General features: G+C 60.5%; 10 protein-coding genes. 2 read left to right on the top strand and 8 right to left on the bottom strand.

Features of this window, described 5'->3' with window-relative positions:
* The first annotated feature begins 72 nt into the window (after positions 1 to 72).
* Positions 73 to 897 carry an SDR family oxidoreductase gene (locus BK665_RS31570; protein WP_123410383.1) on the top strand — a complete coding sequence of 275 codons (825 nt, stop codon included), beginning with the start codon at positions 73 to 75 and terminating at the stop codon, positions 895 to 897.
* 120 nt (positions 898 to 1,017) lie between these two features.
* Here the strand turns inward: BK665_RS31570 and gbcB are convergent, their stop codons facing one another.
* Positions 1,018 to 2,118 (bottom strand): glycine betaine monooxygenase reductase subunit, encoded by a 1,101-nt coding sequence (gene gbcB, locus BK665_RS31565; RefSeq protein ID WP_123410382.1) that lies wholly within the window; start codon positions 2,116 to 2,118, stop codon positions 1,018 to 1,020.
* Positions 2,119 to 2,402: 284 nt separating this feature from the next.
* On the opposite strand from gbcB, the gene gbca reads away from it, so the two are divergent.
* Complete coding sequence (gene gbca, locus BK665_RS31555) at positions 2,403 to 3,698, top strand: glycine betaine monooxygenase oxygenase subunit (protein WP_123410381.1); 1,296 nt, start codon at positions 2,403 to 2,405, stop codon at positions 3,696 to 3,698.
* A gap of 249 nt (positions 3,699 to 3,947) precedes the next feature.
* Here gbca and BK665_RS31550 read toward each other — a convergent pair whose 3' ends face one another.
* The 7 genes from BK665_RS31550 to dgcB form a co-directional block, all read right to left on the bottom strand.
* Positions 3,948 to 5,192, bottom strand: coding sequence for a metallophosphoesterase family protein (locus tag BK665_RS31550; protein WP_123410380.1), 1,245 nt, complete (start codon positions 5,190 to 5,192; stop codon positions 3,948 to 3,950).
* Between the two features lie 27 nt (positions 5,193 to 5,219).
* The gene (locus BK665_RS31545) at positions 5,220 to 7,079 is read right to left on the bottom strand and encodes a c-type cytochrome (RefSeq protein ID WP_123410379.1); all 1,860 of its coding nucleotides are present in this window, start codon (positions 7,077 to 7,079) and stop codon (positions 5,220 to 5,222) included.
* Between the two features lie 206 nt (positions 7,080 to 7,285).
* Positions 7,286 to 10,738 (bottom strand): alpha/beta fold hydrolase, encoded by a 3,453-nt coding sequence (locus tag BK665_RS31535; protein WP_123410378.1) that lies wholly within the window; start codon positions 10,736 to 10,738, stop codon positions 7,286 to 7,288.
* Between the two features lie 1,233 nt (positions 10,739 to 11,971).
* Positions 11,972 to 12,538, bottom strand: a complete 567-nt coding sequence (locus tag BK665_RS31525) for a GNAT family N-acetyltransferase (RefSeq protein ID WP_123410377.1) — start codon at positions 12,536 to 12,538, stop codon at positions 11,972 to 11,974.
* 127 nt (positions 12,539 to 12,665) lie between these two features.
* Complete coding sequence (etfB, locus tag BK665_RS31520) at positions 12,666 to 13,436, bottom strand: electron transfer flavoprotein subunit beta (RefSeq protein ID WP_123410376.1); 771 nt, start codon at positions 13,434 to 13,436, stop codon at positions 12,666 to 12,668.
* Positions 13,437 to 13,451: 15 nt separating this feature from the next.
* On the bottom strand, positions 13,452 to 14,672 hold the full coding sequence (etfA, locus tag BK665_RS31515; RefSeq protein ID WP_123410375.1) for an electron transfer flavoprotein subunit alpha: 1,221 nt from the start codon (positions 14,670 to 14,672) through the stop codon (positions 13,452 to 13,454).
* Positions 14,672 to 16,621 carry a dimethylglycine demethylation protein DgcB gene (gene dgcB / locus BK665_RS31510; RefSeq protein ID WP_123410374.1) on the bottom strand — a complete coding sequence of 650 codons (1,950 nt, stop codon included), beginning with the start codon at positions 16,619 to 16,621 and terminating at the stop codon, positions 14,672 to 14,674. Before dgcB ends, etfA begins: the two co-directional genes overlap by 1 nt.
* Positions 16,622 to 16,727 lie beyond the last annotated feature (106 nt).

The raw sequence follows: 16,727 nt of genomic DNA, 5'->3' as shown, positions 1-16,727 counted from the left end.
ACAGTGACTTGGTCTACATTGACTGGCGAGCCATTACGATTCGCTCAGACAATAATAATCAGGAGCGCACGCATGTCCCTACAAGGCAAAACCCTGTTCATCACTGGCGCCAGTCGTGGCATCGGGCGTGAGATCGCGCTGCGGGCTGCGCGGGATGGGGCCAATATTGTGATTGCGGCCAAAAGTGCCGAGGCGCATGCCAAGTTGCCGGGCACGATTTTCAGTGTGGCCGGGGAAGTTGAGGCGGCGGGTGGCAAGGCGTTGGCGTTGCAGGTGGATGTGCGCGATGAAGTCGCGGTGCGTGAGGCGCTGGCCCAGGCCAATGAGCATTTCGGCGGAATTGATGCGCTGGTCAACAACGCCGGGGCGATCAAACTCACCGGGGTGCAGCACATCGAGCTCAAGCGTTTCGACCTGATGCACCAGATCAACACCCGCGCCGTGTTGCTGTGCAGCCAGGCAGCCCTGCCCTATCTGAAAAAATCCATGGGCCACATCCTCAACCTGTCGCCGCCGCTGAACCTGGCGACCAAATGGTTCGCGCAATACAGCCCCTACACCGTGACCAAGTACGGCATGAGCATGCTGACCCTGGGCATGAGCGAGGAATTTGCCAAATACGGCATCAGCGTCAACTCACTGTGGCCGCAAACCATGATCGCCACCGCCGCGATCGAATTTCAGCTCGGCTCGCGGGAGTCCTTCAAACATGCACGAACGCCGGCGATCATGTCGGATGCCGCGCACATCATTCTGGACAGTACGGATCGCAGCATTACCGGACGGTTGCTAATTGATGAGGAGGTTTTGCGGGAAAACGGGGTGACGGATTTCGAGGGTTATCGCTTTGAACCGGACTCCACCGACAAACTGATGCCGGACCTGTTTGTCGACTGAAAAACGAACCCTGTAGGAGCTGCCGGAGGCTGCGATCTTTTGATCTTGATCCTAAAAACAAGATCAAAAGATCGCAGCCTCGTTTCACTCGACAGCTCCTACAAGGTTATTGCGCGAGCATCAGAAATCGATCCGCACATCCCCCTTCGGCACGCTGCAGCACGACAGGATGAATCCTTCGGCCTCGTCTTCCTCGGTGATCCCGCCGTTGTGGTCCATCTCGACCTCGCCCCCCAGCTTCATCACCTTGCACGTGCCGCAGATCCCCATCCCGCAGGCCTTCGGAATCAGCAGGCCAAGCTTGGCCGCTGCCGCATGCACGGTTTCACCCGGGGCAACACGAATGCTCTTGCCGGACGAGATAAATTCGACTTGATGCAGGTCCGCCACATCGACTTCTGGTGCGTCGGCGGCGATTTCCGCCTGTTCCACCGCGTCGGCCCGGGCTTCCGGTGGCGTGGCGCCGAAGGATTCCTCGTGATAACGGCTCATGTCGAAGCCCACCGTCTCGAGCATGCGCTTGACCGCGTTCATGTACGGCGTCGGTCCGCAGCAGAACACCTCGCGCTCCATGAAGTCCGGGGCCATCAGTTCGAGCATCTTGTGGTTCAGGTAACCGCGATAACCGGCCCATGGCTCGCCCAGACCATGCTTCTCGCAGATCAGGTGCAGGCTGAAGTTGTCGATCCGCGAAGCCATGTGTTCCAGCTCGCGGTGGTAAATGATGTCTTTGGGTGAGCGGGCGCTGTGGATAAACACCATGTCGACGTTGCCGTTGGTGTCGTAGAACCAGCGCGCCATCGACATGACCGGCGTGATACCGACGCCGCCGCTGAGGTACAACACCTTCGGCGCGGTGAAGTCCATGGCGTTGAACAGCCCGACCGGCCCGTGCACCGCCAGCTCCTGGCCCTCGTGCAGGGTGTCGTGCAACCAGTTGGAGACTTTGCCCCCCGGTACGCGCTTGATGGTCACCGAAAAGCTGTACGGCACCGACGGCGAGCTGGAAATGGTGTAGGAGCGCATGATCGGCACGCCGTCGATTTCCAGCTCCAGGGTCACGAACTGCCCGGGCTTGAAGAAGAACAGGATCGGCTGATCGGCCATAAAGCAGAAGGTGCGCACGTCCCAGGTTTCCTGGATGACTTTGACGCAACGGACGGTGTGTCGACCATTGGCCCAGGTCTGGGTAGTTACCGGATTCAGGAAGCTGTTGGACATGCTGTTCTCCACCGCCGATGCTCGGCCTTATGTTGGCGATTCTGCGTATAGCGCGAGCCACCCATTTACCTATCTGCGACATTCACATACTTATCGCGACCAGCCCGCAACTACCGGGGGTTGCGCGTCGGGAACAGATTGGGCCATGTCGCCCATGGATAAGGTTCTGGTGTGCGGCGGCCCCACACTCGCTTCACACAAAGACAGATTCTTTACACCTTGCGTAGCAAACCTGATTAGCCACTTTTCGCCGGCCTCACAGAAAGGCCTTGAGGATCAAATCGATGGACGTCACCGCAAAAATCAGCCTGGGCGATCCGCTGGAACCCGCACGCAAGGCCACCGCGCAGATGCTGCAAGAGCGCGAGCGTACTTACTCGCTGCCGCAGCCGTTTTACTCTGACGAGCGGCTGTTTGATATCGATATGCAGGAGATCTTCCAGAAAGAGTGGTTGATCGCCGGCATGACCTGCGAAATCCCGACCAAGGGCAACTACCTGACCCTGCAAGTCGGCAAGAACCCGATCATCGTGATTCGCGGCGCCGAAGGCGTGGTGCATGCGTTCCACAACGTCTGCCGTCACCGTGGTTCGCGCTTGTGCACCAGCGAAAAAGGCAAGGTCGCCAAGCTGGTTTGCCATTACCACCAGTGGACCTACGAACTGGACGGTCGCCTGCTGTTCGCCGGCACCGAAATGGGCGCCGACTTCGACATGAAGCAGTACGGCCTCAAGCCTGTGAACGTGAAAACCGCGGGCGGCTACATTTTCATCAGCCTGTCGGAGAACCCGCCGGCGATTGATGACTTCCTGTCGACGCTGAACCATTACATGGAACCGTACGACATGGAGAACACCAAGGTGGCGATCCAGACCACCTTGTTCGAAAAGGCCAACTGGAAACTGGTGCTGGAAAACAACCGCGAGTGCTACCACTGCAACGCGTCGCATCCGGAACTGCTGAAAACCCTGCTGGAATGGGACGACGTCACCGACCCGCGCGCCGACCAGGCGTTCAAGGACCACGTCGCCGCGTCCGCCGCTGCCTGGGAAGCCGAGAAGATTCCTTACGCTCACGCCAGTTTCGGCCTGCGTAACCGTATCGTGCGCATGCCGCTGCTCAAAGGCACCGTGTCGATGACCCTCGATGGCAAACAGGGCTGCGCCAAACTCATGGGCCGGATCAAGAACCCGGACCTCGGTTCGATGCGCATCCTGCACCTGCCGCACTCGTGGAACCACTGCATGGGCGATCACATCATCGTCTTCACGGTGTGGCCGATCAGTGCTCAGGAAACCATGGTCACCACCAAGTGGATCGTGCACAAGGACGCGGTTGAAGGCGTGGACTACGACGTGGACCGCATGCGCCAGGTCTGGGATGCGACCAACGACCAGGATCGTCGCCTGGCGGAAGAAAACCAGCGCGGGATCAACTCCACCGCTTACCAGCCAGGGCCTTACTCCAAGACCTATGAGTTTGGCGTGGTGAATTTTGTGGATTGGTACAGCGAGCGTCTGCTGAACAACCTCGGGGCGGAGCCTGCGGCTTACCTCAAAGGGGTTCCTGTTCAGGGCTAAGATCAAGAGCTTCGCGGGCAAGCCTCGCTCCTACAGGGAAACAGTGGTGTTCACAAATGCTGTGAACACCACCAATCAATGTGGGAGCCAGCCTGCTGGCGAAAGCCGCGGCACGGTGCAAGCCTGGAATCAAAGCTTCGCGAGCAAGCCCGCTCCCACATTGGATCTGTGTCGTGCACAAATTTTGTGAACAACACGATCAACTGTGGGAGCGGGCTTGCTCACGAAAGCGGTTTCACATTCACCGAATCACTTTGAAGACCACCTCACACTCCCATCCTCGCCAATAAACGTCTCCTCGATGTTCTCCCCCACCAGCCGCACTTTCACATAACCATTCAACACCCGATCCGGGTACGCCTCGTCCCGCGCATTTTCGGTTTCCGACCACAGCACCCGCGAATGTCCATTCAGCTCGCTGGCATTGCCATATGGAATCGCCCCATGCCCGGCGCAGCGCGCATGCAGCCCACCCTGGGCGGCGTAGCAGATGCCGTTGTGCAAATGCCCCCAATACCAGTAGTCCGGCTCACGGCCCAAGGCGTCACACACCGGTTGATACAGCGCCGTTTTGTTGTGCCCGGAAATATCGAAACCCTGGTGATGGCTGAGCACCATGATTTTCTTGCGCTGGGGCAGTTGTTTCATCCAGTCGATCTGCTGCTGGTTGAGCGTGCCGTCCATGTACAGGTTGATCGCGTCCGAGGCATACGCGGTGTCGAGCCCGACCACCAGCCAGTCGTCGTTGTACAGCGCGAAGTAACTGGTGCCCTGCTGCTGGGGAAAGCGCTTGGCCAGTTCCTTGAAATAGCCGTGGGCGCCGCTGTACATCTCGTGGTTGGAATTAAGCGTGAACGAGCCCTGCCGCCCTTGCGGCCAACCCACCATGTCGACGTCTTCCTGGGAATGGGTGCCGGCGTAATACACATCCCCCAGGTGAATGGTGAAGTCCGGCGCCCCCAGCTGCATTTGCAGGGCCACCGCCACCGCCGGGGCATGGCTGTCGAACGGCCCGGTGCCCCAGTCGCCGGCAATCGCCAGGGTCACGTCGCTGTCCATTTTCATCAGCGCCGGGGTGGTGGCGAACGGCGCGTGATGACGCAGGTTTTCAATCCACTTCAGCAGCGCCTCGCTCCACAGCAAATCCAGCAGTTCCCATTTGCGACAACCAAGCAAACTGCCGTCCTTCAACACTCGGGTTTGCAACTCGTCGGTGGATTGCGGCAGCGGCGTGGCGTTGCCGATGTGCAGGATCGACAAGCCGTGGGACAACTCCCACGGCACGCTCGGCTCATCGTCCGGCAATTCGCCGTGCTTGAGCACGTATTGCGCCTGGTCATGACCGCGCTGCAACAGCGCGACGATGGCCTCGAACTCTCGCGGCTCCAGCTCGCTGACGAGTTTTTTCCAGGACATCTCCAGCCGCGTGAACAAGCCATGCAGCCGCACCTTGACCTTGTCGTACTCATGTTCCCAATGACTGACCAGTGACATGTTGGCATTCCTCCATCCGTAGTGGGATCACAGGGTTTTCATGAACTCGATGAGCGCCCGTTTATCGACGTCCGACAGTTGCGTGCCATACAGGTGGCCGCTGTTGTGGTTGCCCTCCAGTCGAGTGTCGTATTTGAAGCCACCCGGGATTTGGGTGGTGGTGACGAAGCCGACCTTCTGCTGGTCGTAGACGTCGGAGCCGGTGAAGAACACCTGTGGCCGCTGTTCCGGTGGTTGCAGCAAATCCCACAGGGTCGGCACCGAACCGTTGTGCAGGTAAGGCGCACGCATCCAGATGCCGTCGGCGGGGGTGTTGCTGTAACTCTGGGTCTTGCGATAGGCATTGAAGTCAAACGGCGGTTTTTTGAAGCCGTGGAATGCGGTCACCAGACCGGTGGTGAACGAGTCCAGCCGATGGGGATCGGTGCCCAGCTCTTCGATGTTGGTAGTGACCTGGCCGGTGTCGGTACGGCCGAACTCATGGCAACCGGCGCAATTCTTGTCCCACACCGGTTTGCCCTGGGCGACCTTGGCCTGATCCAGCGCCCACGGCCAGGCCGGAGGCTTGGTGCCGAGCAGCCAATTGGTCACGCGGTTGAAGCTTTCCGGCAACACCGATTCCGGCGTCGCGCCCACGGCCATGGCGGCTGCGTAGTTGCGCTCGTGGATGTCGTTGTTGTTGCCGTCCCAGTGCAGGTACAGCGACTCCCGGGGTTTCTGGTTCCAGACTTGCGGCAAGTCGACGGTGCCGATGGTCGAGTCATCCGGGAAGCCGAACACCACCATTTTCGTCGGGTTGAACGTGTCGGTACGCCCCGGCCCTTGTGGCGGACGCAGCTTCTGCCAGGCGTAGGCCTGTTTCTGCGCGAGCAATGCACTCTTGGCCATCGGGATGATCAGGTAGCGGTTGTACAGCCGTTCGAAAAAACCGAGCTGGAACTTGCTGTTGATCGCCGTCATCACCGCATCGGTGGTGAATTTCGGGTCGCTGGCGCAATCGTAGGCGAACCATTGGAAGGCCTGGAGTTGCAAGGTGTTGGCCGGCGCGGTGGCCACCGTTTTGGCGACGTCGCTGGCATTGGCCCGGTAGGAACCGGTGTGGCACAGGGCGCAGTTCGGCTCGACGGTCGGGTAGCCGATCTGCCGCTTGGCCATGCCGACGGGCAGGTCCTTGCCGTTTTCGTAGAGGAAGCCGAAGACTTCATAGCCGCCGGGCTTCGGCAGTTTCTCCGGGCACATCTGCGGCAACACGGCGAACAGGTAATACGGAATCCGCGCTTCGATGCCCAGGCCAATGGCGGCATATTTGTAATGATCTTCGTCGGAGGCATATTTCTCCGCTGGCACCACCCGCAGCATCTGATACCAGGTTTCGTAACCGATAAACCCGAGCAGCAGCACCACGATCAGCGTCCCGACTTTGAACCCGTGGCTTTGCCAGCGCAGCGCCCAGCCCGCACGCCATTCCCGCCAGCCGTCGCAGAGCAACGCCAACGGTCGCGTGGCCGGGGTGGTGCCCAGGTACAGCAGAATCCCGAGGATCAGGAACATGCTCAGGTCACCGAGGAACATCGGCACAAACACCGTGGCCTGGTTACTGGTGTTGATCAGGTAGATCCAGAACGCCACGGCGATCAACCGCGACAACACGCACAACCACGAATGCACCACAAACCGTGGCGCGTTGAAGCCCGATGGCATGTAGAACACGCTGATGCCGACCAGCAACATGCCGGCGTTTTCCAGCCACGGATCGGAGAGTTGCGGCGGCAGGCCGAGCATCGACGTCAGCAGCGCCGGGGCGAACAGGGCCGGGATCGCGAAGAACATATTCATCACGATGCCTAGCCAGATGAAGCGTTGAAACCAGCGGATGTAACTGTCCATATCATCCATTTCCTTGTTGTCACCAATCCCGAATAAACACACACCTGTGGCGAGGGGGCTTGCCCCCGTTCGGCTGCGAAGCAGTCGTGAAACCTGCAGATGCGGTTTTTCCTGTTAGACCGCATTCACTGGTTTTGGGGCCGCTTCGCGACCCAACGGGGGCAAGCCCCCTCGCCACGCAAGCCCGCTCCCACAGGTGATAGGTGCTAGCCGATAGCGGTCTTCTCCAGGTGTTGCAGGATGATCGGATACACATCGACCACCGCATCCTTGCCGAACATGCAGTCGATGTGGCCGTAGCCCGGCACCACGTGCCGGCTGTAGTTTTCCGGCCCATGGACCTTGCACACTCGCTCATAGGTCTTGAGCGTGCTTTCCGGCAGGTAGCACTGGTTGTCCGCGCCGCTGATGAAACAGATCGGCATGCTCAGCCGATCGAAGTGCGACATGTACACGTCCTCACCCTTGAAGTTCACCAAATGGCCTTTGCGCACGATCAGCGCCAGGTGCTCGAAGGTCTGCATGTTCGACTCGCCGAACAGTTCGTGCAGGTTGTCGTGCAAGGTTTCGTTGAGGGTGTCGTGGCGGTACAGCGACGCATACATGAAGGTGATGCGGTGGCACACCGGGTTGGTGCAATAGCCCTGGGCTTCGATCCGGGCATAGCCGTTGAGGGCTTTGTCGTAGAGTTTGTTGAACCAGTTCTCCTTGTTGTCGGCATAAGCAGTCAGGGATTTGACCCCGAGCACATCGAGCATCCCCGGCAAGTGCAACCCGGCCTTCAGCCCCGTCGCCGTCGCTACCACGGTATCCGCCGCAATCTGCGAACAGACCACCGAGCGCACCCCTTGCAACCCGGCCAGCAGCGACATGAAGAACGTCGTCGCGCCGTAGCAATGCACCACGCATTGCACATCGGCAGCCTTTGTCGCTTGCTGGATTTGCGCGATGGCCGCCTTGAAGTCGTACTGGGCGATCTGGTCGCCGTTCCATTCCCTCTTGCTCGCCGGCAGCAGGATGCTCACCCGCAAATCCAGCAGCCACACGTCGTACTCGTGCTTGCACAGGTATTCCAGGAGGTTGGTCTGGATGGTGTCGGTGGAGAAAATATTCGAGCCCACGCCCAGGCCGTGCACCAGCATCACCGGGCCTTTGGTTCCGCCCTGATAGCGGGTCAGGCGCAGTTCGACGTTGTCCTCGGTCTGGAAGAAATGCACGCTCGGCGTTGGCGCATCCAGCGGTCGTTTCAGCCGTGGTGGCGCGTCCGGGTTGAAGTAGATATCGCCGGCGAACACCCCGCCGTAGCTCTCCCAGAGAATACCGGCGAAGAATTTGCCGAACCGCGCCAGGCCTTCGATGCGCTCGCGCTCGTTGCGGGCGTTGAGCACTTTCATGGTGGTCATTTGCTTGGCGAAGTCGGTCGGGTGGATGTGCATGACGCCTGAGCCGATCACCGCGCCAGTCTTGTCCGGCCCGTTATACAGCGTGACGTAGAGGGTGCTGGTGTCGTGCCAGATGTTCAGCACGCCGTTGTCTTCGGGCACGGTTTTGAAGGCACTGAAAAAGTAGTCGTGACCGTCCTCGGCGGTCAGTTTCATGTCGTATTTCATGTGGCGCACGCCGACCTGTTCTTCGAACTGCTCGAACAGGTTGAACACGCCGTTGCTGGCGGTCAGTGGCTGCGGCGACAGGCCCGGCGCATTCAGCGTGCCGACCAGAGTGGCAGCGTGTTCCGGTTCCTTGATCATGCGGTTGAGGTCGTTGGCGGTGATGGTCAAGGTGAACTCGATGGGTGAGTTTTCCGATTCGCCGCGTTTGGCTGCCGTCTCATACAACGGCAGATCGGTGCCCTGGGCCTGGGTGAAGTCCTTGGAGAAGTAGCCCTTCATGGTTTCGGTGAACTGCACGCCGAGGGTCGGCGGCGCCACTTGTTTGCGTGGTGCCGAAGGTAGCGTGTAGTCAATCTTCCAACCGCGATCGGCCGCCAGCAAACCCATGTTGCGCTCGCTCACTGCCGAGATCGTCAGCAGCGGATTGACCGCCAGGGACGTCGGGATCACCGCGCCGTCGGTCACGTACAACCCGGCGTACACGTCAGTGCCACTGGCACCGCTGAACACCTGGCCCTTGTGATTGACCACGCCCTGCCCCGCGTCCTCACCCATCACGCAACCGCCCAACGGGTGGACCGAAACGATGCTGTGCTTGAGCAGCTTGGTCCAGATCGGATTCTCGACCCAGATCCCGCCCAGCGCCTTGGTGCTCAGGTGCAGGCGCTCGTTGCCGAGTTTGACGTTCTCCTGCTCGCCGACGCCTGGCCAATCGATGCGCAGTTGATCCTTGCTGTCGAGCACCATCCGGCCCTTGCCGTCGTCGTGACTCATGATCAGGTAGGTCTGCATGTTGTGCAGCGCGCCGTAATACGGGCCACGCAGGAAGCTTTCGGCTTCGCGCTCCTTGTATTTCAGCTTGCCGGTGAAGCTGTCGTCGGTTGGCACACCGATCAGCTCGGCGAACCCGGCCATGCTCGGCACCATCGGCCGGCCGAGGGCGCCGGGGATCGAGCCTTCTTCGATGACCATGCGGCTGCGCCAGTCGCCTTCGGTGCGCATGTCGATGATCGAGGTGATGCATGGGCCCACCGGGTGCAGCTCTTTGGCCGGGTGGGCGCCGAAACCGATGCCGTTGATCGGCTGTTCGCAGTTGTGGCCGAAACCGAGGATGTCGCCGTTGCCGCTCATGTTTTCGCCGAGCTGGTTGGACGTGGACAAGCCTTTGTCCCTGGAGCGCAGGAGGATTTCCGTGGAGCCGAGGGTGCCGGCGGACACCACCACGATGTCGGCTTTGACGAACAACGTCGGCGCCGAGAACTTTTCACGCCCGCTATCGAGATATTGGAAGTGCACGATCCAGCCATCGCCGTCGCGCTCCAGATGCCGCACCTCGGCCTGGCAGAAAATCTCCGCACCGTGGTTCCAGGCGTCCGGCAGGTAATTCATCAACGTGGTGTTCTTGGCCTTGTTGTTACAGCCCGAAACGCAGTCGCCACAGTTGTTGCACGGCAGTTGCTCGACGCCGACGTGGTTGAGGTTGTTCGGCAGTTTGTCGAAGGTCACGTTGATCGGCGGCCGGTAGAAGTGCGCGCCTTGCTTGAGGTAATCCGCTGACTTTTTGTTGGCTTCGAGTTTGGGCAACACCGGCGAAGTGCTGGGGTACGGCATCGGTTTAAGCATTTCCCGGGCCCGGGCGTAACCGTCCTTGAGCAAGGTGTCGCGATGTTCGCGCACCGCCAGGGGCCAGCGCTGGTCGTCGAACACACCGGGCTCCGGTTCCAGGGCCACGTTGGCGTTGATCAGCGAAGTGCCGCCCAAGCCACAACCGACCACCACGTTCTGCTGGGCGTTGACGTGCAGGTCGAACAACCCGGTGCGCGAGCCGATATGGCCGTCCGGGTCATGCACCTGCAATTCCTCGGTGGCCGCAATCATGGTGTTGGGGTATTCGCCGGGCTGCATCTCCCGCCCGCGCTCCAGCAGGCACACCCGCTTGCCGGCCCGGGACAGGCGCGAAGCCGCAATCCCGCCGCCATAGCCGGAGCCGATAACAATCACGTCGTAGTGTTCCTTGATGTCGCTGATGGGCGTAGCGATCCGGGTCATGGTTCTTTTCCTCTCAGGCTGATGGGGCAACTCTGCGGTTGCCTGCAATCAATGGGCGAACGAGTACCTGGCCACCGAACGGATTCGGCGGCAGCCAGCGGTGTCATTGGAAAAAGTCAGGCGCTATAGGCGCGCACGCTGATTGGCGGCCCGACGATGGATTCGCTTACGCAGCGAAGTCGCGACGGCCGGGACGCAGGTCGTACAGGGAATGGGGTGGGGGCGGTGTGGCTGGATATCCATCACGCGTTCTCCCTGAACCAGATGTGGATAAGTGACGGCTGTCCTTTTGTAACTGGTTAGTGAAGACACGCGACAGATTGAAGTCAAGGAAGTGCCTTAGAACTGTACGAAATCTGATCTATCGCGTTCGGGACTATAAGCGGCGTGGCTTGCAGGGTTTAGCGAACAAGTTATCCACAGCTAATGGGGACAAGTGTGGGTTTGTCAGGAATTCTCTTGATAAATAACCAAGAAAAACCGTGACTTATCCAGAAGCACGGTTCTGAACAGCAATTGGCTGTTTTTTGATCGAAAGCTTACAGGGCACATTTTACCTGGCTTGCAGAGGATGGCGAACACCTTATCCACAGAAGCGCCAACAGACTTTGGGGGCAACTTTGGCGAATCTGTGGAAAACCCCTTGGAGCTACGATAAATCGGGGGTTTCGAGAGATTTTGTTGATCAAAGCAGCGATTTGATCGTTTTTTGATCAGACGCCTGATAAGCCCGGTTTATATGGCTTGCAGCGGACAGCAAACATCTTATCCACAGAAGCGCCAACAGAGATTGGGGGCAAGTATTGGCGCTTGGGCAACGTTATCCTCGGGAAAAAGCCCGAAAAAACCGTAAGTTAGGCTGGTTGTTTTTTGTACGGAGGGTTGCAGGGCTTGATTGGCGTGGGGTGCAGCGAAGGGCGAACATGTTATCCACAGAAGCGCTAACAGGGATTGTGCATAAATCTACAAACTTCTTATGTTCCTCTACCTGTAGGAGCAGAGCTTGCTCGCGAAAGCGGTATATCAGGCAGCAATGATGTTGAATGTCTGTCCGTCATCGCGAGCAAGCTCGCTCCCACAGGGGGTCTATGTCGATCACAAATGGTTTGCACACCGCCTATCCATTGTGGGAGCGAGCTTGCTCGCGATAGCGGTAAATCGGGCGACATCAATGTTGAACGTGATGGCCTCTTCGCGAGCAAGCTTTGCTCCTACAGGGGGTTTGGTTCGGCTTTACGGGCGGTACATCAGATAGGCCTCCCCCGTCACCCGAATCATCGGATGCGGCGTGATCTGGCAGGTATCAACGATCCGAAACCCATGTCGCTCATAAAACCGCCGGGCGCCGGTGTTGGCGGCGTAGTCGATCAGGCTCAAGCCGTTGAGCCCCAACTGATTGGCGCGGTCGTAGGCGTAGGCGAGAAACTGTTGGCCCAGGCCCTGATTACGCCAGCCTTCGTGCAGCGCCAGGCTGGAGATGTAGAGGGTGTCGGGAATTTCCATCGTCGCGTACGGCGCCAGCACTGGATCGGTGACAGGCGCGGCCAGCGGGTCGTGACGCATCACGTAGCTGTGCAGCATGCCGACAACTTCGCCTCCGGCCTGGGCGATCAGGCAATTCTGGTAGGAGAAATCGACGCCTTCACGGGCGTAGCGACTGGCGCCCACGTCCAGCAGATCCTGGCCGGGCCGGGCCAGTTGACTCCAGATGTAATCCGCCGCGCCCTCCGATGAAATCTGAAACAAACGAGCAATCTCCCGCGCATCCGCGCGCAGGGCCGAACGAAATTCAACAGTCATTGTTTTCCCTTTGTGGGAGCGGGCTTGCTCGCGAAGACGGAGTGTCAGGCAACATCGATAGCGACTGACACTCCGTCTTCGCGAGCAAGCCCACTCCCACATGATTTAGATGTGCGCGGGTTATGCGTTAGCGGACGACGCCTTCTTCGATCAGCAACTTGAGAATCGCTTCAGCCCCCGCTTGCGCGGTCACGCCTTTAAGCACTTGCCCACCGCCCCCACTGGCCTTGGCCGTCGCGGCTTTCATGCGATCAGCGCCGCTTTTGGCCTTGATCACTTTCAGGCGCTTGGGCCGTGGCTTGGCCGGTTGCAGGGTCGCGACCGCCAGCAATGCATCGTCAATGACTTCAACTTCATCGGCCTGCAACACCCCACGCCGAGCCGGGCCGTAGGCGCTTTGCCGAGGCTTCGGCGCGGCGTTATCCACAGTCGCCAGAAACGGCAGCCGCACTTTCAAGCGACGACGCTGACCACGGGGCAAGGCTTGCAGCACCAAGGCCGAATTACCGTCGATGGATTCGACTTGAGCCAACCCCACCACCAGCGGCCAGCCGAGACTTTCCGCCAGCAAAAACGGCAACATGCCCGAGCCTTCACCGGTTTCCGCCTGGCTGCCGGTCAGCACCACTTGGGCTCCGGCATCACGCAAATAAGCCGTCAACGCCGGCAGCGCATCAGCGCCTTCCGGTTGTTCCAGCACATGCAGTTGTTCCAGGCCCATGCCCAGATAGGCACGCAGCGCCGGTTCAGCGACATCGCCGGCATGCAGCACTTGCAGGTTATCCCCAGCCAGTTGCAGGCCCAGTTCTACGGCGCGTGCATCCTGCTCGGCGCGGCGTGGCCGGCCGGAGGTCGGGTGGGCGCCGATGGACACCAGGCTGATGACTTTTGTACTCATGACCCTTTCCTTCCCTTAAGCCGCATCGCGCTTGGCGTCGTTGCGATAAGCCGCTATCGCATTGATCAAGGCTTGAAGAATCTCGGCGCTCTCGCCGATCACCGACAGGTCGGCCCGTTTGATCATGTCGCAGCCTGGGTCGAGGTTGATCGCCACCACCTTGTCGCAGGCACCGATGCCTTGCAGGTGCTGGATCGCCCCGGAAATCCCCACGGCCACGTAGACCCGTGCGGTGACCCAGGTGCCGGACGCGCCGACCTGACGGTCGCGAGCCATGAAACCATCGTCCACCGCCACCCGCGACGCACCTTCGGTCGCGCCCAAGGCTTCGGCCGTCCTGTGGAAAAGTCCCCAGTCCTTGACCCCGTTGCCGCCGGAGAAGATGAACTCGGCTTCGGCCATTGGAATCGCCGCCGGATCCACCGCCACCGCGCCCAGATCCTCGATACGCGACAGACTGCGCACCACGGCTGTGGATAACTCCACCGGCAAGGCTTCGTGACGGGTTTCACTGACCGGCTCGGCGCATTCGACGGCGGCCAGAATCAAACGTGCAACCGGACGCGCAAGGTCTTGCAGGCCAGCACCGGCGCGGCCAATGCATTCCTGATCCTTGACCTGCCAGACCCGCGTGGCCGGGCGTTCGCCCAACGTCGCGGCAAAACGTCGACCGAGTTCGCCGCCACCGCTGCGACTGTCCGGCAGCAACCAGTGACGGGGGCTGAACTGGTTATCCACAGCCCGCAGGCCCTGGACTCGTTGTTCCGGTGCATAACCGTTGAATTGATCACCCTCAAGCACCAGCAAGCGATCGACGCCTGCGGTGGCGAAGGCGTTTTCCTTGTGTTCGCCGAAAATCACGGCCAACACCGCGCCGTCCTTGCCCGCCAACTGGTGAGCGAGGCCGAGCAAATCGCGGTCGTGACTGCTCAGGCGGCCACCGACCATGTCCGGCACCACGCTGATGTAGAACGCTGGCGCAGGCACTTGATGCAGCGGCAGTTGCACTTCAACGGCGGCTGAACGTTTGGTCGCCCCGCCCTGCTGCGCGCCACTGCGGTCGATGCGTTTGATGCCGTTGGGGCCGATAAACCCGATGCCATGCAGGTTCTTGCGGATGACGCCGTTGGGCCCCATCCAGCTGTGTTGCGCCGGTTGCATCGCCGCGTGCAGCGGGTGCAAGCGGTTACGGGCAATCCATTCGGCGCGGGGGTCGCGGCGGATAATGTCGCTCATCAGTGGGCCTCCGCAGGTTCACGTTTGGCCGGGGTGGTCGGCTTGCTCGGTGCCGCGTCTTCGAGCAACGCGTCGGCCACCAGTTCGGCGATGTCCTTGATCAGCGGACGGGGTTCGACCACGCCTTCGAGCATCGCGGTGCACTGCGGGCAACCCACGGCCACCAGTTCGGCGCCGGTTTCGCGGATGTCGTCCATGCGCATGTCGGGGATCCGTTGCTTGCCCGGAATGTCGGTGATCGGCGCCCCGCCACCGCCGCCGCAGCAGCGCGAGCGGAAACCGGAACGTTGCATTTCCTTCACTTCAATCCCTAGGGCGCGCAGCACTTCACGCGGCGCCTCGTATTCGCCGTTGTAGCGACCGAGGTAGCACGGATCGTGATAGGTCACGCTGCTGCCTTTGTGCTGGCCGAGGTTCAGAGCGCCAGCGCCGATGATCTCGGCCATGTAGGTGCTGTGATGCTGCACGAGGTAGTGGCCGTCGAAGGCGCCGTACTCGTTTTTCAGCACGTGGAAGCTGTGGGGGTCGCAGGTGACGATGCGGTTGAAGCTGTATTTGGCCAGGGTCTGGATGTTGCGCTTGGCCAACAATTGGAACGTCGCTTCGTCGCCCAGACGCCGGGCCACGTCACCGCTGTCGCGCTCTTCAAGACCGAGTACCGCGAAATCGACCTTGGCCGCTTTCAGCACTTTGACGAAGGCGCGCAAGGTGCGTTGGTTGCGCATGTCGAAGGCACCGTCGCCGACCCAGAACAGCACGTCGACGGACTTCTTCTCGCTCATCAGATTCAGGTTCAAATCCGCCGCCCAGTTCATCCGCCCGCCCGGGGCGAAGCCGCCCGGGTTGTCGGTGGCGATCAGGTTTTCCAGGACTTCGGCGCCTTTGTTTGGCGTGGCGCCAAGTTCCAGGGTCAGATGGCGGCGCATGTCGACGATGGCATCGACGTGCTCGATCATCATCGGGCATTCCTCGACGCAGGCGCGGCAGGTGGTGCAGGACCACAGGGTTTCGGCGTCTACCAGACCGTTGACGATCGGTTGATGTGGATTACCGGCGTGTTCACCGATGGCTTTGCCCGGATAGGGACTGCCAGCGAACTTGGCGTCGGTGCCGCCAGCGAGGCCGACCACCATGTCTTGAATCAGTTTTTTCGGGTTCAGCGGTTGGCCGGCGGCGAAGGCTGGGCATGCTGCTTCGCATTTACCGCACTGCACGCAGGCGTCGAAGCCGAGCAGTTGGTTCCAGGTGAAATCCTTGGGTTTTTCCACGCCCAGTGGCGCGGTCGGGTCGTTGAGGTCCAGGGGTTTCAAACCGGTGGATCGACCACCGCCGAAGCGTTCGGCGCGACGGTGCCAGGCCAGGTGCAGGGCACCGGCGAAGGCGTGCTTCATCGGCCCGCCCCAGGTCATGCCGAAGAACAACTCGCTCACGCCCCACAGCACGCCGACGCCGAGAATCGCAGCTACTACCCATCCGCCGAAGTTTTCCGGAAGGATGCCGGCGACCGGCAGGGTCAACAGGAAGAAACTCGCCGAGAACGCCAACAGGCTTTTCGGCAAACGCATCCACGGCCCTTTGGACAGACGCGCCGGTGGATTGCGACGGCGCAGGAACATGAAAATCGCCCCGCCGAACATCACCGCCGAGGCGATCAACAGGGCGAAACCGAGAATGCGGCTGTGCAGGCCAAAACCGTGAACCAGGATCGCCAGCACAATCGACGCCACCGCCCCGCCGGCCGTGGCCACGTGGGTGTTGGCGATGTATTTGTCCCGCGCGACGACGTGGTGCAAATCGACCATGTAGCGCTTGGGCATGGCGAGCAGGCCGCCGATCAGGTCGACCTTCGAGGCCCGGCCCCGGCGCCACATATTCACCCGCCGCAACGCGCCCAGGACAGCCAGGCCCAGGGCAGCGAACAGCAGAATTGGAAGAAGGGTGTTCAACATGTGGAGCTCCCAAAGACCTCGGGGTCATGCAGGTCGAGATGCCTTACTCGGTTCCTGTGGGAGCGGGCTTGCTCGCGAAGACGGACTGACATTCAACATCGATGTC

The organism is Pseudomonas frederiksbergensis, from assembly GCF_003732665.1.
Classification (GTDB): domain Bacteria; phylum Pseudomonadota; class Gammaproteobacteria; order Pseudomonadales; family Pseudomonadaceae; genus Aquipseudomonas; species Aquipseudomonas frederiksbergensis_G.
This window is presented reverse-complemented; position numbering and strand designations above follow the sequence as displayed.